At 49.3% G+C, this 20,024-nt stretch carries 17 protein-coding genes, 2 tRNA genes and 1 riboswitch; of the genes, 8 read left to right on the top strand and 11 right to left on the bottom strand.

Annotated features, from left to right (window positions below; translation table 11 throughout):
• The first annotated feature begins 18 nt into the window (after positions 1-18).
• Positions 19-600, top strand: coding sequence for a porin family protein (locus BQ7480_RS17255; RefSeq protein ID WP_072543809.1), 582 nt, complete (start codon positions 19-21; stop codon positions 598-600).
• A gap of 84 nt (positions 601-684) precedes the next feature.
• On the opposite strand, the gene BQ7480_RS17250 is transcribed toward BQ7480_RS17255, so the two are convergent.
• Complete coding sequence (locus tag BQ7480_RS17250; protein WP_072543808.1) at positions 685-1,668, bottom strand: Gfo/Idh/MocA family protein; 984 nt, start codon at positions 1,666-1,668, stop codon at positions 685-687.
• 90 nt (positions 1,669-1,758) lie between these two features.
• On the opposite strand from BQ7480_RS17250, the gene priA reads away from it, so the two are divergent.
• From priA to BQ7480_RS17230, 4 genes are read left to right on the top strand one after another with little or no spacing between them, the layout of a single operon-like run.
• Positions 1,759-4,221 carry a replication restart helicase PriA gene (gene priA / locus BQ7480_RS17245; protein ID WP_072543807.1) on the top strand — a complete coding sequence of 821 codons (2,463 nt, stop codon included), beginning with the start codon at positions 1,759-1,761 and terminating at the stop codon, positions 4,219-4,221.
• A gap of 11 nt (positions 4,222-4,232) precedes the next feature.
• Positions 4,233-4,949, top strand: coding sequence for a phosphatase (locus BQ7480_RS17240; RefSeq protein WP_072543806.1), 717 nt, complete (start codon positions 4,233-4,235; stop codon positions 4,947-4,949).
• Positions 4,946-5,446, top strand: coding sequence for a low molecular weight protein-tyrosine-phosphatase (locus tag BQ7480_RS17235; protein WP_072543805.1), 501 nt, complete (start codon positions 4,946-4,948; stop codon positions 5,444-5,446). The genes BQ7480_RS17240 and BQ7480_RS17235 overlap by 4 nt, the downstream gene beginning before the upstream one ends.
• 30 nt (positions 5,447-5,476) lie before the next feature.
• Positions 5,477-6,703, top strand: coding sequence for an anaerobic sulfatase-maturation protein (locus tag BQ7480_RS17230; RefSeq protein ID WP_072543804.1), 1,227 nt, complete (start codon positions 5,477-5,479; stop codon positions 6,701-6,703).
• A gap of 40 nt (positions 6,704-6,743) precedes the next feature.
• Here the strand turns inward: BQ7480_RS17230 and trxA are convergent, their stop codons facing one another.
• Both trxA and BQ7480_RS17220 read right to left on the bottom strand, forming a co-directional pair.
• Entirely contained in the window at positions 6,744-7,109 is a 366-nt protein-coding gene (gene trxA, locus BQ7480_RS17225) for a thioredoxin (RefSeq protein ID WP_072543803.1), read from the bottom strand.
• A gap of 42 nt (positions 7,110-7,151) precedes the next feature.
• Positions 7,152-7,391, bottom strand: coding sequence for a hypothetical protein (locus tag BQ7480_RS17220; RefSeq protein ID WP_072543802.1), 240 nt, complete (start codon positions 7,389-7,391; stop codon positions 7,152-7,154).
• Between the two features lie 101 nt (positions 7,392-7,492).
• Between BQ7480_RS17220 and BQ7480_RS17215 the strand changes: the two genes are divergently transcribed.
• Positions 7,493-8,452: a LysR substrate-binding domain-containing protein gene (locus tag BQ7480_RS17215; RefSeq protein WP_072543801.1), complete on the top strand. Its 960-nt coding sequence runs from the start codon at positions 7,493-7,495 to the stop codon at positions 8,450-8,452.
• Between the two features lie 66 nt (positions 8,453-8,518).
• Here BQ7480_RS17215 and BQ7480_RS17210 read toward each other — a convergent pair whose 3' ends face one another.
• The 5 genes from BQ7480_RS17210 to BQ7480_RS17190 form a co-directional block, all read right to left on the bottom strand.
• Positions 8,519-9,829, bottom strand: coding sequence for a DUF5074 domain-containing protein (locus BQ7480_RS17210; RefSeq protein ID WP_072544109.1), 1,311 nt, complete (start codon positions 9,827-9,829; stop codon positions 8,519-8,521).
• A gap of 17 nt (positions 9,830-9,846) precedes the next feature.
• A complete protein-coding gene (locus tag BQ7480_RS17205) occupies positions 9,847-11,334 on the bottom strand; it encodes a DUF5074 domain-containing protein (RefSeq protein WP_072543800.1) in 1,488 nt (495 codons plus the stop codon).
• A gap of 38 nt (positions 11,335-11,372) precedes the next feature.
• Positions 11,373-12,365 carry a PKD domain-containing protein gene (locus tag BQ7480_RS17200; RefSeq protein WP_394332662.1) on the bottom strand — a complete coding sequence of 331 codons (993 nt, stop codon included), beginning with the start codon at positions 12,363-12,365 and terminating at the stop codon, positions 11,373-11,375.
• A gap of 82 nt (positions 12,366-12,447) precedes the next feature.
• Positions 12,448-13,599 (bottom strand): YncE family protein, encoded by a 1,152-nt coding sequence (locus BQ7480_RS17195; protein ID WP_072543798.1) that lies wholly within the window; start codon positions 13,597-13,599, stop codon positions 12,448-12,450.
• Positions 13,600-13,604: 5 nt separating this feature from the next.
• The gene (locus tag BQ7480_RS17190; RefSeq protein ID WP_394332661.1) at positions 13,605-15,587 is read right to left on the bottom strand and encodes a TonB-dependent receptor; all 1,983 of its coding nucleotides are present in this window, start codon (positions 15,585-15,587) and stop codon (positions 13,605-13,607) included.
• Positions 15,588-15,671: 84 nt separating this feature from the next.
• Positions 15,672-15,872, bottom strand: a riboswitch (cobalamin riboswitch).
• Between the two features lie 676 nt (positions 15,873-16,548).
• Between BQ7480_RS17190 and BQ7480_RS17185 the strand changes: the two genes are divergently transcribed.
• Complete coding sequence (locus BQ7480_RS17185; RefSeq protein WP_072543796.1) at positions 16,549-16,980, top strand: Hsp20/alpha crystallin family protein; 432 nt, start codon at positions 16,549-16,551, stop codon at positions 16,978-16,980.
• Between the two features lie 87 nt (positions 16,981-17,067).
• The gene (locus BQ7480_RS17180; RefSeq protein ID WP_022355192.1) at positions 17,068-17,997 is read left to right on the top strand and encodes a DnaJ C-terminal domain-containing protein; all 930 of its coding nucleotides are present in this window, start codon (positions 17,068-17,070) and stop codon (positions 17,995-17,997) included.
• 425 nt (positions 17,998-18,422) lie between these two features.
• Here the strand turns inward: BQ7480_RS17180 and BQ7480_RS17175 are convergent.
• The 3 genes from BQ7480_RS17175 to argH all read right to left on the bottom strand — a co-directional run bounded on the left by BQ7480_RS17175 (position 18,423) and on the right by argH (position 20,015).
• Positions 18,423-18,508: transfer RNA gene (locus BQ7480_RS17175), tRNA-Leu, on the bottom strand.
• 16 nt (positions 18,509-18,524) lie between these two features.
• Positions 18,525-18,597, bottom strand: a tRNA-Gly gene (locus BQ7480_RS17170).
• 77 nt (positions 18,598-18,674) lie between these two features.
• Entirely contained in the window at positions 18,675-20,015 is a 1,341-nt protein-coding gene (gene argH / locus BQ7480_RS17165; RefSeq protein WP_072543795.1) for an argininosuccinate lyase, read from the bottom strand.
• Between the last annotated feature and the right edge of the window lie 9 nt (positions 20,016-20,024).

Here is a 20,024-nt window from a genome sequence, read left to right as displayed (position 1 = left end):
CTCTAAACAAAGAAAATTATGAAAAAGTTATTATCGACACTGATGGTGATGGCCTGTCTGGCTCTTGCCATTCCGGCGCAAGCCCAGATACATTTTGGTGTAAAAGCAGGTCTGAATGTTTCCAAGCTGCATCTTTCCAAGGATATAGTCAGCAAAGATAACAGAGCTGGATTTTTTGTAGGTCCGACTGCAGAATTCACACTGCCTGTTTTAGGACTGGGCATCGACGGTTCTGTATTGTACAACCAGTTCGGCGTGGATTCTGAAGAAGGTACCTCTACTAAAAAAAGTATTGAAATCCCGATTAACCTGAAATGGAACATCGGATTCAGCAGCCTGGTAGGAGCATACATAGCAGTAGGTCCGCAATTCGGATTCAACGTGGGTGACCGTTGGTTTAACAACATCTGCGAATTCAAGAAAAACACTACCAGTTTCAATGTAGGTGCAGGATTAAAACTGCTCAGCCACCTGCAGGTAGGCGCCAACTATAACTTTGCCTTGAAAGACAATGGGAAGATACACGAAGATTTAGGCGATCTCACCACTATCGGTTTCAAGCAAAACACTTGGCAGGTTTCAGTGGCCTACCTTTTCTAAGTCGCCAAGTATATATTTTAAAACCTCCTTTAAAGCCTGTTCAGAACCGCTTTAAAGGAGGTTTTATTTTGTGAATACACACGCTTATTCGTTATCACAAGGATATGTCACTCCCCACTCTTTGCGAAGTGCATCCATCTGCTGCATGAGGCGAAGCGTCTCTGCATGCGGCATATAAGGAGATTCCAGCCAACCTTTTTCGATGGCTTCCAAAGAAGCATATACCTGATATTCATAACCTGTAATCTGCTGCGGAGCTTCGTACACAGCTACAGTCTGATAGTTGGCATCCAAAATTCGAACCGACTGTGGGTTGTTGATATTCTCCACAATCAGATGACCTTTGTCGCCCGAGATGACTCCCATACGGTCGGTCGCAGCGTGAATCGTGGCCTGCAAAGCCGCCATCTTTCCATCCTGAAACAACAGAGTGATGCTTTCCTGTGCATCAACCCCCGTATCGGTTTTCTGACAAACAGAATATACGGAAGCCACTTCCTTACCGAAATACATGGCGGCAAAGTTAAGCAGATATACTCCCAAGTCCAACAATGCACCTCCTGCCAGTTCCGGACGCAAGATGCGTTCTTTCCGATCAATCACATAGCCCAAATTAGCCGAAAGCGTATAAGGCGTACCGATAACTCCTTCTTCCAGCAGTTCCCGAATCTTCAGTGAAAGAGGCATGTAGCGGGTCCAGATGGCCTCAGTCAAAAATACCTTCTTATCCTCGGCCAGTTTCAGCAGTTCGGCAGCCTGACGGGCATTGGCGGTGAAAGCCTTTTCACACAACACAGGCTTGCCTTTTTCGATGCACATGCGGGCATTATCGTAATGCATGGCATGAGGGGTCGCGATGTAAATCAAATCGACTTCCGGGTCGGAAGCCAGTTCTTCATAACTTCCGTAGGCCTTTGAGAACTCCCACTTGTCGGCAAAAGCCTGCGCTTTCTCTAACGTACGCGAAGCCACCGCGTAGCGTCTCACTCCTTTCATTCCTCCAAGGGTGGCCGCCATTTTTGCAGCAATACCGCCACACCCGATAATTCCGATATTATAAATTTTCATCTTCTATTAAATATTAAAAACCATGGCACAAAGCTATAAAAGTTTCGGATGGGAACCAGCTATGTGAGGTGCTTTTTATACCTTTGCAGTATGAAAAAGTTCGTAGATGTCATCGTCCCACTGCCCATTGCCAGCCAATATACTTACTCCCTTCCGGAAAGTCTGGAAGAGAGCATACAACCGGGCTGTCGGGTTATCGTATCCTTCGGTCCGAAGAGGTTTCATACGGCCATCGTAACAAAGATACACGAAACGGCTCCCGAAGCCTACGAGACGAAAGACATCTCGGAAGTACTCGATTCGCGCCCCGTCTTGCTGGCCCGGCAGTTCTCTTTCTGGAAATGGCTGGCCGACTATTATCTCTGTACGCTGGGCGATGTGTACAAGGCGGCTCTGCCTTCGGGTATGAAACTGGAAAGCGAAACACTGGTGGAATACAATCCGGACTTTGTGGCTTCGGAACCGCTTTCTCCCCGCGAACAACGTATTCTGGATTTACTCAGTGCCGACCCGGAACAATGTGTCACGCAGCTGGAAAAGGCCAGCGGGATGAAGAATCTGTTGCCGGTCATTAAGTCGCTGCTGGAGAAAGAAGCCATCTGCATCAAGGAAGAAATCAAGCGGAGCTACAAACCACGCACGGAAGTACGGGTTCGCCTGACAGAGGCCTTGCAAAACGAACATCATCTGCACATCCAGTTTGATTTGCTGGCACGGGCTCCTAAACAACAGGCCATCCTGATGAAATACCTGGAACTATCGGGATGGAATGCCCAAGGGAAAGACATCCGGGAAGTCAGCAAGAAGCAATTGCTGGAAGCATCCGGACAAAGTCAATCTGTTTTCAAAGGACTGGTGGACAAACAAATTCTGGAAACTTACCTCTACGAAATCGGCCGACTGACCGACAAAGAGACCGAGACCGTTCCCATACATACCCTCAGTTCCGCCCAGCAACGAGCCTTTTATGATATTCTGACTTGTTTTCAGACGAAAAATGTCTGCTTGCTGCATGGAGTCACGGCCAGTGGCAAGACCGAAATCTATATCCACCTGATAGAGGAAGTGCTGAAAGCTGGTAAACAGGTACTCTACCTCCTCCCGGAAATCGCTCTCACCACCCAAATCACCGAACGGTTGCGACGAGTATTCGGGGCACGGCTCGGAGTGTATCATTCCAAGTTTCCCGATGCAGAACGAGTGGAAATCTGGCAGAAACAACTCACCGAGCAAGATTACGACGTGATATTGGGTGTTCGTTCGTCCGTGTTCCTGCCATTCCGTCGACTGGGCCTGGTCATCGTAGACGAGGAACATGAAACAAGTTACAAACAACAAGACCCAGCACCGCGGTATCATGCACGGAACGCGGCCATCATGCTGGCTTCCATGTACGGCGCCAAGACGTTGCTGGGTACAGCTACCCCCAGTTTGGAAAGCTATTTTCATGCCCGAAACGGAAAATACGGACTGGTGGAACTGACGGAACGTCACCAGCAAATTCAGTTGCCACACATCGAACTGGTAGACATCAAGGAACTGGCCCGGAAGAAACGGATGACGGCACAGTTCTCTCCTCTGCTGTTACAAAAAATACGGGAAGCCTTGGAGCAGAAGGAGCAGGTCATCCTGTTCCAGAACCGACGGGGCTTCGCGCCGATGATTGAATGTCGCACTTGCGGATGGGTGCCCCGTTGCAAGAACTGTGACGTGAGTCTGACCTACCACAAGGTGCTTCACCAGCTGACGTGCCACTACTGCGGTTATACCTATGCCGTACCCACGGCCTGTCCGGCTTGTGGCGGAGTGGAACTGGTGAACCGGGGCTTCGGTACGGAAAAGATTGAAGATGACATCAAACAGATTTTCCCGGAGGCCCGGGTAGCCCGGATGGACCTAGACACCACCCGTACCCGTACGGCCTACGAACGCATCATCAGCGACTTTGAAGAAGGAAAGACAGATATTCTGATTGGCACACAGATGATTTCCAAAGGTCTGGACTTCGATCGGGTGAGTGTGGTGGGTATCCTGAATGCCGACTCCATGATGAACTATCCCGACTTCCGGTCGTACGAACGGGCCTTCCAGCTCATGGCGCAGGTGGCCGGACGGGCTGGACGGAAAAACAAGCAAGGATTGGTAGTGCTCCAGACCAAATCGCCTGAAAACCCACTCATCCATCAGATTATGACCAACGACTATGCCCGGTTGTACCAAGAGCAGATGGAGGAACGGAGTCTGTTCAAATATCCTCCTTTCTACCGCCTGATTTATGTGTACCTGAAGCACCGCAAAGAAGACATTCTGACGCAGGCAGCCGACCTCATGGCCGCCCGTCTGCGCCAAGGCATGGGCGAACGGATACTGGGACCGGACAAACCGCCGGTAGCTCGGATACAATCGCTCTTCATCCGGAAAATTGTCATCAAGATAGAACAGGAAGCCTCATTGAGTAAAGTACGCTGTTACCTGAATCAGGTGCAACGGAGCCTAATAGAAGACGAGCGCTTCCGTTCGCTCATGGTATATTATGATGTAGACCCCACTTAAACAATATCACAATGAACATAGAATTAGATGTACATACACACACCATCGCCAGCGGACATGCATTCAGCAGTCTGCAAGAAATGGCACGGGCAGCCGCCGACAAGGGACTGAAGCTGCTCGGCATCACGGAACATACGCCGGGCATCCCCGGAAGCTGCCACCTGATTTACTTTCGCAACCTGCACGTGGTGCCACGGCAGATGTACGGCATCGAACTCCTGCTCGGGGCGGAAATCAACATCCTCGATACAGAAGGTACCCTCGACCTGGACGAGTTTCACATGAACCTGCTGGACCTGAGGATTGCGGGGATTCATTCTTTATGCTACACACCGGGCACTCCCGAAGAGAATACCCACGGCATGATCAAGGCCATTGAAAATCCGTACACGCACATCATCAGTCACCCAGGCGACGGAACGGCCAAACTGATTTTTGAACCGATTGTACAAGCAGCCAAGGCGAATCACACCCTACTGGAAATCAACAACAGCTCCCTGAAACCCTGCCGCAAGAAAATGGAGGCACGTCCCAACAACCTGGAAATACTCCGTCTCTGCAAGCAATACGAGGTACCGGTCATCCTGGGAAGTGACGCCCACATCTCGTTCGACATTGCTACCTACGACCATGCCCTGGAACTGGTCAAGGAAACCGAATTTCCGGAAAGCCTCATCCTGAACACCGATGTGGCCCGTTTTAAACAGTATTTACACCTCGACAAATGAAAAAACAACGCATACTTTTTGTCTGTCTCGGCAACATCTGCCGTTCCTCTTCTGCCGAAGAAATCATGCGTACCTTGGTACGCCGTGCAGGGAGAGAAAAAGAGTTTGAGATTGATTCTGCAGGTATCATCGGCTTTCACGAAGGAGAATTGCCGGATGCACGCATGCGGGCACATGCCATCCGCAGAGGCTATGAGCTGACGCACCGTTCACGCCCGGTCCGTACGGAGGATTTCTATCACTTCGACTGGATTTTAGGGATGGACGACCGCAACATCGATGCCCTCCGCGAGAAAGCACCCGATGTGGAAAGCGAACAGAAAATCCATCGTATGACGGAGTTCTGCCGTACCAAGGTCATCGACCATGTACCCGACCCTTACTACGGAGGGGCACAGGGTTTTGAAAATGTGCTCGATATTCTGGAAGATGCCTGCCAAGGATTACTGGAACACTTAACGGAAACTCCCGAGAACAAAGAAACCGCTGAAAAATAACTTGAATCACTCACCTAAACAAAAAATACCATGAATCAAACCATTGCGCCTTTTGCCCGCCCGCTGTATGTGATGACCAAACCCGTCGGAGCAGTCTGCAATCTGGCATGCGACTATTGTTACTACCTGGAAAAGGCGAACCTGTATAAAGACATCTCCAAACATGTAATGAGCGAGGAACTGCTGGAAAAGTTCATCCGTGAATACATCAGTTCCCAAACCATGCCTCAGGTACTCTTTACCTGGCACGGAGGAGAAACCTTGATGCGCCCGCTCAGTTTCTACAAACGAGTGATGGAACTGCAACAAAAGTATGCCGGCGGACACACCATCGACAACTGCATCCAAACCAACGGTACGTTGCTGAACGATGAATGGTGCGAGTTTTTCCGAAAAAACAACTGGCTAGTAGGCGTATCGATTGACGGTCCACAGGAGTTCCACGACGAATACCGTAAGAACCGACAGGGACGCCCGTCGTTCGTCAAGGTGATGCAGGGTATTCAACTGCTAAAAAAACATGGAGTGGAGTGGAATGCCCTAGCCGTAGTCAACGACTTCAATGCCGACTATCCGCTGGATTTCTACCATTTCTTCAAGGAGATTGACTGCCGTTACATTCAGTTTACTCCGATTGTGGAACGTATCAGTCCCCATGCCGACGGACGCCACCTGGCCAGTCCGCTACAAGATGGAGAGAAGCTGGCCGACTTTTCCGTATCACCGGAACAATGGGGAAACTTCCTCTGTACCCTGTTCGATGAATGGGTTCGTGAAGACGTAGGCAAATTCTTCATCCAGCTGTTTGACTCTACCCTAGCCAACTGGGTAGGTGTGCAACCGGGTATCTGCACCATGGCTAAGACCTGCGGGCATGCCGGTGTCATGGAATTCAACGGTGATGTGTATTCCTGCGACCACTTTGTCTTTCCGGAATACAAACTGGGCAACATAAACGAGAAAACACTGGTGGAAATGATGTACAGCGACCGCCAGCTCCAGTTCGGACAGATGAAACAGGATGCCCTGCCCCGCCAGTGCAAGGAATGTGAGTTCCTTTTTGCCTGCAACGGCGAGTGCCCGAAAAACCGATTCACCCATACCGCCGACGGCGAGCCGGGACTGAATTATCTGTGCAAGGGATACCACCAGTTCTTCCAGCACGTAGCTCCCTACATGGACTATATGAAAAAAGAACTACTGGCCGAACGCGCACCGGCCAATATCATGGAGGCCATCAAAAAGGGAGAGCTGTAACAGCCCTCCCTTTTTTCATAATACCACCTGACAAATCGCATTACTCGTTCTTCAGCAACACATTCTGAATGGCGTCCTTCAGGTTCTTCTTCGGCAATGCCCCTTGCGCCATCTGCGGAGTACCCGTCATCGGCACGAACAATAGTGAAGGTACGCTCCGGATACCAAACAAGGCAGCCAGTTCTTCCTCTTCGTCTACATTCACCTTATAGATATCCACCTGTCCGGCATATTCATCGGCCAGTTCGTCGAGTACCGGAGCCAACATCTTGCAAGGACCACACCAAGTGGCATAAAAATCAATCAGCGCCGGACGGCTGCCGAGGAACTTCCATTCGTTCGGACTTGTTTCATAGTTGGCTACTTTCGCCAAAAAATCTGCTTTGTTCAAATGTACTGCACTCATATTCTTCTGTTTTTAGATTTTATACTTTTATATTTATCTCTGTTATTTATTCTCTGCCCGATAAGGTTTCACAAAATCCTTATACAAAGCCTTGTTTCCGGTAGAAGAGGCGCATCCTCCTGTCACACAGCAGGACCAGTTTACTACCGCCATCAGCATCAACAACCCGCCCAATATAATCATCAGGGAGTCTGAGGCATAAATACCATACCCAGCAAACACTGCTCCAGTCAGGAGACGTATCACACGGAGCACATCCCAATTGCGAAATAATCTTTTCATTGTCAACACTTTTTTCTTGGTTTCTGAGACAAAAGTACGAGGAAACCGCTAACCGCACAACAGATTTTTCCTATCTTTGTATTGATAAAATCTATTGAAGCATGACTCTACAACAGATGGAATACATCGTGGCCCTCGACAAATACCGCCACTTCGTCCTCGCCGCCGAAGCCTGCGGGGTGACACAGCCCACCCTCAGTGCCATGATTCAAAAGCTGGAAGAAGAACTTGACGTCAAGATTTTCAACCGCGACCGGAAAAACATCTCCCCCACCCGTATCGGGGAAAAGATTATCCGGCAGGCACAGATGGCCTTGAACGAGACCCAACGCATCAAGGAGGTGGTGGCCGATGAAACCGACCGTATGAACGGCAGCCTGCGCATCGGCGTATTGCCTACGGTAGCTCCCTATCTGGTGCCCGATTTCATCTATCATTTCCGGAAAGCCTATCCCCATGTCAGCCTCTTTATCGACGAAAGAGAAAAAGAAGCCTTGCTGCAAGGACTGAAATACGGCAATCTGGACATGGTCCTCAGCACCTCCCCTGAAGAAGCGGACGCCCGCATCCTGGAGATACCGGTCTACACCGAGAAGTTTGTGGCCTACCTTTCCGAACAATGCGACCAGGCCAAAAACTGCCTTGCCAACGGTACCTTGCCTCCGGAACAGATGTGGATATTGAAAGAAGGACACTGCATGCCCCACAGTGGTATGAACTTCTGCCAGAACAAGGACATCGGCAATCACATCTACGAGGCCGGCAGTATTGAGACACTGATAAAAATCGTGGACCGCAACGGAGGATACACCATCATTCCCGAGCTCCACCTCCAATCGCTTACAGAGAAACAACGAAGCCATATCCTACCGCTTCAGTTCAACCCACCCGCCCAACGCTGCATTTCCATCCTGATAAAAGACGACTTTATCCGCGAGCGGATGGTCAATGCCGTACTGGATACCCTGAAGATTCTCATTCCTCCCGCCATGCTGGAAAAGCGACTAGCCACCCATGCCATCAAGTTGAGGCATACGCCCAGTCCCTCTCAACTGAAATAGCGGATAAAAAGAACTGCAAGCCCTGGATCGCTCCAAAGGCCTGCAGTCACCTACCAAGAAAAAGTGTTATTTATAAAATTTCCGCATAGGATAAATCCCTATCGGATAATTTGTCTTGTTTTCGATCTTCCGCACCAGCGAAGGAGTATTTCCACTACAGTCGTACACCAACAAATAGTTCTTATCGGGCTTCACGTTCTCCCGATACACGTTGGATACCGCCACATACACATACTGGTTGGTAGGGTCGGCAATCACATTGCAATTCAGATGCTTCCCGTCGGGTGCATCTTTCAGCACATTGATAAACTCTTCGCTCTTCCATGTCTTTAAAGACAAGCGTTTGACCGTGGTACTTCCAGCCGCATAATACAGATAATCACCTGCCAGCGTGACTCCGGAAGTGTTGAAGAACTCGGCAGAAATATCTTCCGAAATCCGCTTTGTCTTCGTCACTTTCCACGCATCCAGGTCGACAAACTGAAGATAACTCTTCTTCTCTCCGCCTCTGCCGCAGGTAGCCAGCACGATTTCCCGTTCGCCCGTCTGGAACAAGCCACTGATAAACTCTCCTTTCAAATCGGGTAACACCCGGCTCACCTTATTCATTCCTTTCGAGAATTCCAGCAAACGAGTAGACTCCCAGAAGCCTCCTCCCCCGCAATACAGGCAATCGCCCACCCGGAGAATACCTCGGGGAATTGCCACAGCTTCCACGGTATTTCCCTTGTTTCCAAAATGATAGGCTCCTTCCACCACATTTACCTCACCGGTCGTGCCGTCCAGGCGGAAAAAGCCCTGTCCTTCCGCGAAGAAAATATTCTTTTCGTCCAACACGGCGATATTTTCAAAGGGAACAGACAAACTAATCCATTCATCCTTATCCAGGCTGCCTTCCGGACGTTTGAACTTCAGTTCGTCCAGTTTGTAGGTTTTCTCTCGTTTCAGGGTCACGGCATCCACTATCACCAGACTACCATCTCCTTCTTCTCCTCCCGGCGCATAAATTCCATTACTGAGAATGTAAAGCTTGCCATTGTCCATCCATAAGTCCTGTGCACCGTTACCCAGCGCCGCAGCGTTCACCTTCCGATACACTCCTTCTTCTATTGTCCCGTCGGGAGCCAAATAAGTAATGGAACTGTTTTCAATGGCAGGTGCTCCCTGGTTCAGAATCAAGACTCCATCCGGACGGGCATAACCCCCCAAATACACGGTTTCTCCCGAAGATTCTCCTCCCTCAGAAGGTTTTTCCCCCGTACCCTCCGAAGGGGTTTCAGCCGGTGGCTGTTCCAGTTTCTGTTCCTTTTTACAACCGGGAAGCACACACAAGGACAGACAGGCCATCCATGCAATATAAAATACTTGTTTTTTCATTCTTTCCATCCATTTAATCAATTATTATTCGGGGCAAAAAAGAAACCTGCCGGGAAGTGGGTATAATTCTCATACTTGGCTACCGGAGTTTCTGCATTGGTCTTAAAGTCAAACTCCCAGATTTGATTCGTGGTAAACTGGGCATATCCTTTGATGGTATTGATAAACACATGTCCCGTCACAGGGTGTACTGCCATACCGTTATACAGCAGACCGGCGTTGTCGTCGATATCGTTCAGCTCACAAAGCAATTTCTCGGCCTTCAGTCCCGATTCTGAATTCAACTCCTTGTTATCGTCAAAAGTCATCCGGTAAACGGTAGTGTTCTTGTCGTCCGTATAATAGAAGTCCTTTCCTTTTACAGCAAATGCCACGCCCGAAGACCCCACAAAAGGTGTCACATTAATCTGGCGCTGGATGAGAGTACCAGATGCCAAGTTAAATTTACTGATTGCTTTCTTCCCGTTTCCGGTGGACATCAGCCAGATATCCCCGTCGTCGGCCGCCTTGATGCCCAACACCTTATTGATAGGACAAGACACCTTGAACGGGAAGCGGATACTCTTCGCCTTGTCGGCCTCTTTAGAAATTTCCAGAATACCGCCTATAAAACCTGTCTTATACGTATAGACTTTCCCGTTCATCACCACAAACTGACTTTTCGGTGCTTTTTCCGTCCCTTCTACCAGCTTCAGCTCCTTGGTTTTTATGTTCAAGCGATAGATGCCTGCATTGTCACGCAGATACACATGTTCCTCATCCAGCACGGCAATGTGCGTGGGCCAGTCAAGCCCTTTCAGTTCCGTCTTGCTCAATGCCATTTCCTTTTTCAACGTCTTGGCATTCATTACAATCAGCATCCCGTCGTTCACGAATTTGGTACCTACCGGATTCTGGTCGCCGTTCTGCGTAATGACATAAATCTTACCGTTATAAAAAGCCATATCCTGCGCCACATTTCCCAGCTCCGTACCATTGACCGCCTTATACGCATCCCCTATCACATAACCTTCGGGCGTGATGTAAGTGAGCGAACCGTTTTCGGTCGTCATGTTTCCTTCATTCAGCACAAAGATTCCCTTCGGGTCGGTAAATGAATTCAGACAATAGAACTCCACCGCCTTCGTCACCTCTTTGGTATCTTCACCCACTGCCTTCAGCGTGATTTTCGCTTTCTGTACCGCCTCCGCCGAAGCCTTCACCATGACCGTACCCGCTTTCTCATCCAAATCGGCGGTCCAACCTGAAGGCACATCAGCCACACTCACCGATTTTACATGCTCCGCCGCATATTCCAGTTTGAACACCGAGTCTGGAGCCAGCATCACCGGATGTACACTGTCCAGCTTGGTTTTCAGCTCAAAAGAAACGGGTTGCCCAGCAGGAGGAGGATTGTCTCCGCTTCCAATTCCCTTCTCTTTACTACAACTGCCTGCCAGCAAAGCCACGACCAGCAAAAACGCGGTACCGACATGCTTCACATTAAATAAGTCCTTTAGTTTCATGTTACTTTTGGTTTAAAATAGAATGTATGTTAAGTTGGTTAGTTTTTCAGCAGATGCAAGTCCTCCACTCCCATCACTTCCGTGGAGCACTCTCCCAGCCAGCCGTTCACCTGATGCACTCCGGTATAGATTTTCACGAAATCCACGCCCGGCAGATGCACCACCTTCCCGTGGGCATCCACTGCCCAGTCGATGTCGATGCAGGCTCCCTCCGTATCGTTCACGGCATTGTCGGCATAACCGTAGGCAAAACTGAACAGCACGAAATAAGGCGCTTCTTCCGTTCCGTGGTTCAGTCCGTTCTGGGGCAGACGGGTTCCCTTGAACGTCAGCTTGTCCGACTGAATCCACTGCGGGAAATACGGCTGGCGATGGTATTCGTTCTTGGGCAGATAACCCTCTCCCCCCTTGTTGTCCGTCCAGCGGATGTATTGCGCCTCTTCCTCCTGCGTCTTCGGCTCCGCTTTCGGCTTATAGTACGTAATCTCGTAATCGGAATAACAATGCAGGTCGTTCCCTACCGCCTTCGCTTCGGCATACCAAGGTTCCACCTCTCCTTTCTGGGCGCTGCCCTGAATCTCGTACCACTCGTCGGCATCCGGCTTGCCGTTGCCATTCTTGTCGTAGGCCACCAGAATCACACCGGGCTCATAACTTCCTCCTTGCGCCGTACCGCTGGTAGCCGCCGAAGAATTGCCGTTGAAGGCATTGCCCAACACCCGGAAATCCCGGCTGCCCGGCTTGTTCTCGATGGTATGGTCGAAACCGACTACCACATAACCGCCGAAGCCTCCCAGCGAAACCAGTCCCCGCTTGTTGTGCCCGATAAGTTCCAGCACTTTCTGGTTCATGGTTTCCTGCGTGTCGCCCTCCTTAAATTCCGGCAACACATTGACAAACTGCCCCGGACAGGGCACAAACTCCAGTACCTTCGTAATGTAAGGAGTAGCCGGCACTTCCGGCTCTTTCTCCATTGGGTCCTCTTTCTCGCTGCGACAGGCGGATAGAAGGCCCCCACATAGCAGTACCATCCACAGAAGACGGTCTGCCAAACAAATGTTTTTTTTCTTCATATATTATTTATAATTATCACAAGGGTCTTTTTCCAGCTTCTTAATAGAAGTCCGCCGAAGTAAAGGCGAAATGCGCCGGAATGTCCCCTGTACGCACCTTCCATTTCAGCTTTCCTTCGGGAGAGAAACAGTACAAATAACCGGGAGTCACGTAGTTAGTGGCATCCGACACGAAAATTTCCTTGGTCTCCGGATTCACCCCAAGCCCGTAAGGAATGCTGATATCCTTCTCCGTGCCGTCCGTGATGAAGTTCCGGGGGAGAATCTCCCGCTTTCGGGTGTCGTACAACGTGTACCGGATTTCATTTTTTCCCGACACATAGCTCCATTCCACACTAATCAGGTACAGTTCGTCGCCGTCCATGCACATCTCGCTGGCTGCCACTCCCAACCGGCCAACCACCCGCTGTGCCTCCGGGTCGATGACAAACACGTCCGACTTCGTGCCGTAATAGTCCCCACGGGAACTGACGTAAATCAGTCCGTCGGGTGCCAGCCTCATCCGATGCAGGTTGATGGCCACATCAATGGTATTCACCACCTCGAACGTACCCAAATCGACCACCGACACCGTACGGTCGTAATTAGGGAAACGGTAACCTCCCGAATTGGCCACATACAGCAGCCCGTCCTTGATAACCATCTCCTCCGGCTGATAGCCCACCATCACCTCCCGGGTGATTTGCAGGGTATTCACATCAAACTCCACAATCTTTCCCGGACGGGCATTGGGGTCAATCTGTACCGGACCGGCATACGAACTCACGTAAGCCTTGTCGCCCGCAAAAACGATGTAGCGGCAGTTGGTGACATTCACACTGCCGATGTGCCGTGCCGTACGCACATCCATCACCTCCACATAGTGCGAACAGTTGATGACCGCATACAGCCGGTTGCCATACACCTGCAGGTCGTTGCCCACATCACCCAGTTCCTTCACTACCTCCGGGTTTCGCTCCGGATAAATATTGCGAGTGTAAAAACCGCTCCGGAAATCCAGAAAATCGAGGGTACACTTGTTGCTCCCCATGTTACCCTCGTTCAGGACAAACATTCCCTTTATCTCATGCGGACTGCCCGGACGACTGACGGCCTCACTTTCCGAACGAAGCACCGGAAGGTCTTCCCGGCAAGCCAGACACAGGAACAGACAAACCGCCACCCACAGATATCTTAAGAATCTACGTTTCATAAGTCTCAAAAGCTATATTGCACGATACACTTGAAATTGATTCCCGGCATGGGATAACACGTCACCACCTCATACTGCTGGTTGAACAGATTGTTCACTTCCAGCGTCATCTTCAGCTCACCCGGCCCCCAGTCCAGCCGGCGGGCCACCGAGAAGTCACTCGTGTACCACGGCTGCTGGTAATTGACCGGGATATTGGCTTGCGAGGTGTATCGCTCGCCGGTATAAATAAAGCTATAGTTGGTTTCCCATTTTTTCCAGTTGAGGTTGAGCACCGCCGAACCGCTGTGCCAGGGAATATACGGAATCTGCCCCCCGTAAAACTCTGCCGCAGGGTCGGTAAAATCCTGTGCCTTCTGGTAAGTATAATTCACCCGGGCCGTCAGTATCGTATGCCTGCCATACTGCCACACACTCTGCAACGCCGCATCCACACCCCGGATTTCCACCCGCCCCAAATTGACCATCGTCCAGCGGAAGAAGTTGGAAGTCGGAGTAGCCACAATCTTGTTCTCCACCTCATTGTAGTACGCATCCACCTGCAGTTCCAGGTGACGCAGCCAGCTGCCGGTCCACGACTTGCCGTAAGTAAACCCCACATTAAACTGGTTCGTAAACTCCGGCTTCAACTCCACGTTGCCAATAAAAGTATAATACAAATCATTCAGCGTAGGCATCCGGAAAATCCGCTTGTAAAAAGCCCGCAGGTGAAAATCTTCCTTCTGAAAAGGCCGATAGGAAGCAATCACCGCCGGTGTCCACTCCCGCTTGTGGGGAGCCGCCCTTCCGGAGCCCTCCACCCGCTCCTGCACAAACGTGCCCAGCAGACTACCCTGCAGTTTAAACCCACGACAATCCAAAGCCGTAGCCACAGACATCATTTCCGTATGCCGGCGAGGATAGGCAAAATCCGTCAGGTCGGCATTCAGCAGATTGAACTGGTAATCCGCCGACAGACTGACTTCCCAAAAAGAGGTCAGCACCCAGCGGTTGGCCAAAGAGGCATACACTTCCTGCTGGTAATAATGATTGTTAGTGTACATCAGCGACTCGTCCTTGTGCGGGTCGGCCAGGTAATGCAAGTAATCATACGCATATTTCACGTGCGCCATCAAGCTGTACCAGTCGGCCACATCCTTCTTGAACGCCCCCTGCGTAAAGAAATTCGTATCCCACTGCCGGTCCTCGTGCGAGAACTTGTTGCGGACAATCGCTCCCGGGTATCCCCGTTCCGAACGATACAAGTACGACTTCGCCCGCCAATAGCCTCGCGGCAGTTTTCCATAAAAGCCCCCTTCCACCCGCAACGCATTCACATCACCGTTCTGCCGCACGGCAGTGGTATCATACCCGTCCTGCTTGCGGTAGGAAAATTTGTATTTTCCCGTGGTGTACAAGTATTCCGCACTCCACGACGTGCTCACTTGCTCCGTCAGCTTCCGCTCCCACAGCAGGGAAGGATTGGCCAACCCGAACGAACCCGTCTTGAAAGTCGCCTTGACATGCTGCAATTCTTTTTCGGAAAACACAGGAACCCGGGACTGCAAATAAATGGAACCTGCCGAACCGAAATCCTTGGCCGGCTGGAAAATGGCACTCTTCTGTCCGTTGTACAAGGTAACAGACTCCATGTTGTCGAGCGAGAAACGTCCCAAATCGACCGTCCCGTTCTGGGCATTCCCCAGCTCCACGCCATCGTAGAACACCCCTACATGGTTCGTGCCCATGCTCCGGATATTGACCGTCTTCAGACCGCCCACACCGCCATAATCCTTTATCTGCAAACCCGAGAAATACCTCAGGGCATCTGCCACGCTGTGCGACGACAGCCGACTGAGCTGTTCACCCGCCAGTTGCTGTACGGGTATCACTTCCTTGGGCAACGCACGTACCATGACCACCACTTCGTCCAAGTGCTGCAAGCTGTCGAGCCTGCTCTGCGAACGAAGGGTCACCATATTCCCAAGGCATAGAATACCCCCCAGCATGACAGACAGAAACTTCCGTCTACCCATACTTTTTCCGTACTAATTGAAAATCCAAATCGTTTTAACCACCTAATCCCACGAGCGTGGTTAACATGTATGATGGCAGGTCTTCTGACTTACTCCCCTCCTGGAGCCTTCCCGATTGTGTTCAGTCATCAGTGGCATGAGTCTTTTCCAGCAGGTTGAATGGAGCTTACAGCAGCGGGACTGTTCAGGACTTGCACCTGATTCCCTTTTCATCCGAGAGCCTGAACAGGCACTCGGAACCATTCCGATGCAAAGATAAGATAATTTGACAAATTTTTCTTATAAAACGGACAAAATATTTTATCCGATGGAAAACTCCTTCCCATTATCGGGCAACCTTGGGCGCGCAATATAGTGGTTTTCACCCTCTCCTAAAAGGAAAAACCTCCTGCAAAAGAAAAGATACCCTCATCGCATTTTCTATGTTTTCCTATAGAGAAACGTACGTTTTCCATAAGGGAAACATACGTTTCCGCCACGGGGAACGTACGTTTCCGGGTAAGGAAACGTAAAAATAGCACTAACATTTCATCAAAAAACTCCTGACATCCTCAAAAACAATCCATACCCCTATCTTCTTCAGACGATTTCCGCACTCGACTTTTTCTTACAAAAAGTAAGAATCAGTGACAATATGTCAACAAAATAGACTTTTTGTCGGATTCAATCTATAAGTAAATGACAATTTGTTACCATTTTCTACCAGGCATACAAAAGTCCTAATTTCTCATACACGGGCCAAAAGATGTAATATACTCATAATGAAATGATTATAAAAACTCCTTGTAAAAAAGGAAGCTATGGAACTCATTCGTGGCACAGCCTTTGCAAATAGAGAAGTGAACTTGAACCTCAAGAAGTTGAAAGACCTCAAGGAGTCCGGGTTCAGAAACAAATTGATAATAAAAAAAATAAAATATAGGAGATTACAACTATGATGCCGACTAGAAAATATTACAATCAGAACTGGTTACCAAGTATCTTTAATGATTTCTTTGATAACGATTGGATGGTGAAAGCTAACGCTACTGCCCCCGCAATCAATGTAGTGGAAAGCGACAAAGACTACAAGGTAGAAGTTGCAGTTCCGGGAATGACCAAAGACGATTTCAACATTCATTTGGGTGAAGAAAACGAACTCGTCATTTCAATGGAAAAGAAAACCGAAAACGAGAACAAAGAAAACAAGAAATACTTGAGACGCGAGTTCTCTTACTCAAAATTCCAACAGTCACTTTATTTGCCTGACAACGTCGATAAAGAAAAAATCAGTGCAAACGTGGCCAATGGAGTGTTGACAATTGAATTGCCGAAGTATTCTCAGGAAGAAAAAGCAAAGGTCAACCGTGTGATTGAGATACATTAATCATAACAATTAATTGAAAAACTCTCGTCTGCACTTACCTGCGGGCGAGAGTTTTTTATTCTGGAACCCACTAAAAACGATTGATATATGGCATTTATTGATTACTATAAAATATTGGGTGTTGACCGTAATGCCACACAGGATGAAATCAAGCAAGCCTACCGGAAGCTGGCAAAGAAATACCATCCTGACCTGAACAAGGATGACCCATCGGCGGAAGGAAAGTTCCAGCAGGTGAATGAAGCCCATGAAGTATTGAGCGATCCGGAAAAGCGAAAGAAATACGATGAATATGGGGAACACTGGAAACACGCTGATGAATTCAAGCAGGAACGTGAGGCATACAGTCGGGCCCAGCAGGAGAACGGTGGCTCAGGCTACTGGTACTCCATGAATGGCGACGAGTTCAGCGGAGGATTCGGAGGAGCAGGCGCAAGCGGTTTCTCAGACTTCTTCGAACAACTCTTCGGACACAGAAGCGGTGGTCGTGGAGGATACAGCATGCGGGCCAAGGGTGGCGACATAGAGGCCCAGATGCATCTGTCACTCAGTGAAGCATACGTCACCCACAAGCAAACGTTCAGCGTCAACGGTGAGAACATCCGTATCACCGTCCCAGCGGGAGTAGCCGACGGACAGACCATCCGGCTGAAAGGCTATGGAGAGAAGGGCATGAACGGAGCAGAAAACGGTGACTTGTACATCACTTTCGTGATTGACAAGGATGCTACTTTTGAACGGGAAGGCGACGACCTTTATACCCACGTGGATGTCGACTTGTACACCGCCGTACTGGGTGGAGAAGTACAGGTAAGAACCATGGACGGTATGGTCCGGCTGAAAGTAAAACCGGGCACACAGAACGGTACGCAGGTACGTCTGAGGGGCAAAGGATTCCCGGTCTACAAACAACCCGGTCAGTTTGGCGACATGATTGTAACGTACAACGTGAAGATACCGACTTCATTGACCGAAAAACAGAAAGATTTGTTCAACCAGCTGCGCGCTGCCAGCTGATAAGATATAAGCAACCCCGTAGGAGGTTTCCGCAAATGCGGAGGCCTCCTACGGGGTTTTTGTGTCTTTTTAACGGAGGAATGGTTTGTTATCGTCCAGAACACTCAGACATAATTTATAGGCTAAAATCGTTTATGGCATCTTACCCTATCAAATCAAAAAAATAAAATTCAAAATCGCTATTTGACTTTTTAGAAAGTTTTTTTCAAAAGAGAGACAGGATACACCCATCCCATTAAAATTGAAAATTTCCACTTGCCATATAGCAAACAGCCTATCACATTAATAAAGCCATCTTCATTGCAAGGTGGCTTTTTTATTGCCACATAAACAACTCAAAGCAACTTTGTTTATACAATGTGTATGCAGATAAAAATAAATCCCTCATAGGTATGACCTACAAGGGATTATCTGTGTATTATTAGTACTCGAAGCGGGACTTGAACCCGCACAGCCATTACTGGCCAAGGGATTTTAAGTCCCTCGTGTCTACCGATTCCACCATTCGAGCATCCTTTCAAAGAAAGAGCGGAAAACGAGACTCGAACTCGCGACCCTAACCTTGGCAAGGTTATGCTCTACCAACTGAGCTATTTCCGCGTTTACGGGTGCAAATGTAGGGAGTTTTGCAATACGCTCCAAACATTTCACCCGTTTTCTTCTTAATTTTTATGCGTTTATCGGCCTAGAAGAGCTTTTTCAGCCTCTTCCACTTTTTCAAAGTTGAATCCGCTCACGGCCTGCTGCATCAACTCCTCAATCTTGTCGTTACACAAGTTGCCGATACTTCCGGCATGAGTGTGATGCACGGTTTTTTCGTGAGTAAACTTACCGGCTTCAATGTCCAGACCTACTTTCTTGTAAGCATCACGGAACGGCATGCCTTCTGCTGCCAGACGGTTCACTTCTTCCACACTGAACATATACAGGTACTTGTCGTCGTCCAGAATATGCTCGTTGATTTTAATCTTGTCCATGATGTAGGTAGCCATCTGCAAGCAGTCTTCCAGTTCCTCGAATGCCGGGAGGAATACTTCCTTGATAATCTGAAGGTCACGGAAATAACCGGAAGGCAGGTTGTTCATAATCATCATGATCTGCTGCGGAAGTGCCTGGATTTTGTTGCATTTGGCACGGGTCAGTTCGAACACATCCGGATTTTTCTTGTGAGGCATGATACTGGAACCAGTAGTACATTCATCGGGCAGTTTCACGAATCCGAAGTTCTGACAGCTGAACATACAGGCATCAAAGGCCATCTTCGACAAGGTGCCGGCGATAGAAGCCAGCGCAAACGATACGTTACGTTCCACTTTACCACGTCCCATCTGGGCATACACCACATTGTAGTTCATGGAATCAAATCCCAACAGACGGGTGGTCATCTCGCGATCCAACGGGAAAGAAGAGCCATAACCTGCCGCAGAACCCAGCGGATTACGGTTGCACACCTTATAAGCGGCCTGCAGGAACACCATGTCATCTACCAGACTCTCGGCGTAGGCACCAAACCACAGGCCGAAAGAAGAAGGCATGGCAATCTGCAAATGAGTGTAACCCGGCATCAGCACGTTTTTATAACGGTTACTCTGGGAAATCAGTACATGAAACAGACGTTCCACTGCCTCTGCCACCGACTTCAACTGGGCGCGGATGAACAGCTTCAAATCCACCAGCACCTGGTCATTACGCGAACGGCCGCTGTGTATTTTCTTTCCCACATCTCCCAGACGACGTGTCAGCATCAGTTCCACCTGTGAATGTACGTCTTCCACCCCGTCTTCGATGACAAATTCTCCGCGTTCTACGGAAGCATATATTTTTTTCAGTTCTTCCAGCAAAATCTTCAGTTCGTCAGCCGTCAGCAATCCGATACTTTCCAGCATCGTGATGTGTGCCATCGAGCCCAATACGTCATACTTTGCCAGATACATGTCCATTTCACGGTCACGTCCCACAGTAAAGCGGTCAATCTCCGCATTTACCTGTACATTTTTCTCCCAAAGTTTTTGAGCCATAATCACAAT

The organism is Bacteroides mediterraneensis, assembly GCF_900128455.1.
GTDB lineage: Bacteria > Bacteroidota > Bacteroidia > Bacteroidales > Bacteroidaceae > Phocaeicola > Phocaeicola mediterraneensis.
The sequence above is the reverse complement of the archived record's forward strand: the minus strand, read 5'-3'. Positions and strand labels throughout refer to the sequence as shown.

Coding starts and splice junctions, on each gene's coding strand:
- BQ7480_RS17235 (WP_072543805.1), top strand. CDS start 4,946: ATGAAAAAACAACGCATACTTTTTGTCTGTCTCGGCAACATCTGCCGT.
- BQ7480_RS17200 (WP_394332662.1), bottom strand. CDS start 12,365: ATGGTACTGCTATGTGGGGGCCTTCTATCCGCCTGTCGCAGCGAGAAA.
- BQ7480_RS17255 (WP_072543809.1), top strand. CDS start 19: ATGAAAAAGTTATTATCGACACTGATGGTGATGGCCTGTCTGGCTCTT.
- trxA (WP_072543803.1), bottom strand. CDS start 7,109: ATGAGTGCAGTACATTTGAACAAAGCAGATTTTTTGGCGAAAGTAGCC.
- BQ7480_RS17210 (WP_072544109.1), bottom strand. CDS start 9,829: ATGAAAAAACAAGTATTTTATATTGCATGGATGGCCTGTCTGTCCTTG.
- BQ7480_RS17195 (WP_072543798.1), bottom strand. CDS start 13,599: ATGAAACGTAGATTCTTAAGATATCTGTGGGTGGCGGTTTGTCTGTTC.
- BQ7480_RS17230 (WP_072543804.1), top strand. CDS start 5,477: ATGAATCAAACCATTGCGCCTTTTGCCCGCCCGCTGTATGTGATGACC.
- BQ7480_RS17180 (WP_022355192.1), top strand. CDS start 17,068: ATGGCATTTATTGATTACTATAAAATATTGGGTGTTGACCGTAATGCC.
- BQ7480_RS17215 (WP_072543801.1), top strand. CDS start 7,493: ATGACTCTACAACAGATGGAATACATCGTGGCCCTCGACAAATACCGC.
- BQ7480_RS17205 (WP_072543800.1), bottom strand. CDS start 11,334: ATGAAACTAAAGGACTTATTTAATGTGAAGCATGTCGGTACCGCGTTT.
- BQ7480_RS17185 (WP_072543796.1), top strand. CDS start 16,549: ATGATGCCGACTAGAAAATATTACAATCAGAACTGGTTACCAAGTATC.
- priA (WP_072543807.1), top strand. CDS start 1,759: ATGAAAAAGTTCGTAGATGTCATCGTCCCACTGCCCATTGCCAGCCAA.
- BQ7480_RS17190 (WP_394332661.1), bottom strand. CDS start 15,587: ATGCTGGGGGGTATTCTATGCCTTGGGAATATGGTGACCCTTCGTTCG.
- argH (WP_072543795.1), bottom strand. CDS start 20,015: ATGGCTCAAAAACTTTGGGAGAAAAATGTACAGGTAAATGCGGAGATT.
- BQ7480_RS17250 (WP_072543808.1), bottom strand. CDS start 1,668: ATGAAAATTTATAATATCGGAATTATCGGGTGTGGCGGTATTGCTGCA.
- BQ7480_RS17240 (WP_072543806.1), top strand. CDS start 4,233: ATGAACATAGAATTAGATGTACATACACACACCATCGCCAGCGGACAT.
- BQ7480_RS17220 (WP_072543802.1), bottom strand. CDS start 7,391: ATGAAAAGATTATTTCGCAATTGGGATGTGCTCCGTGTGATACGTCTC.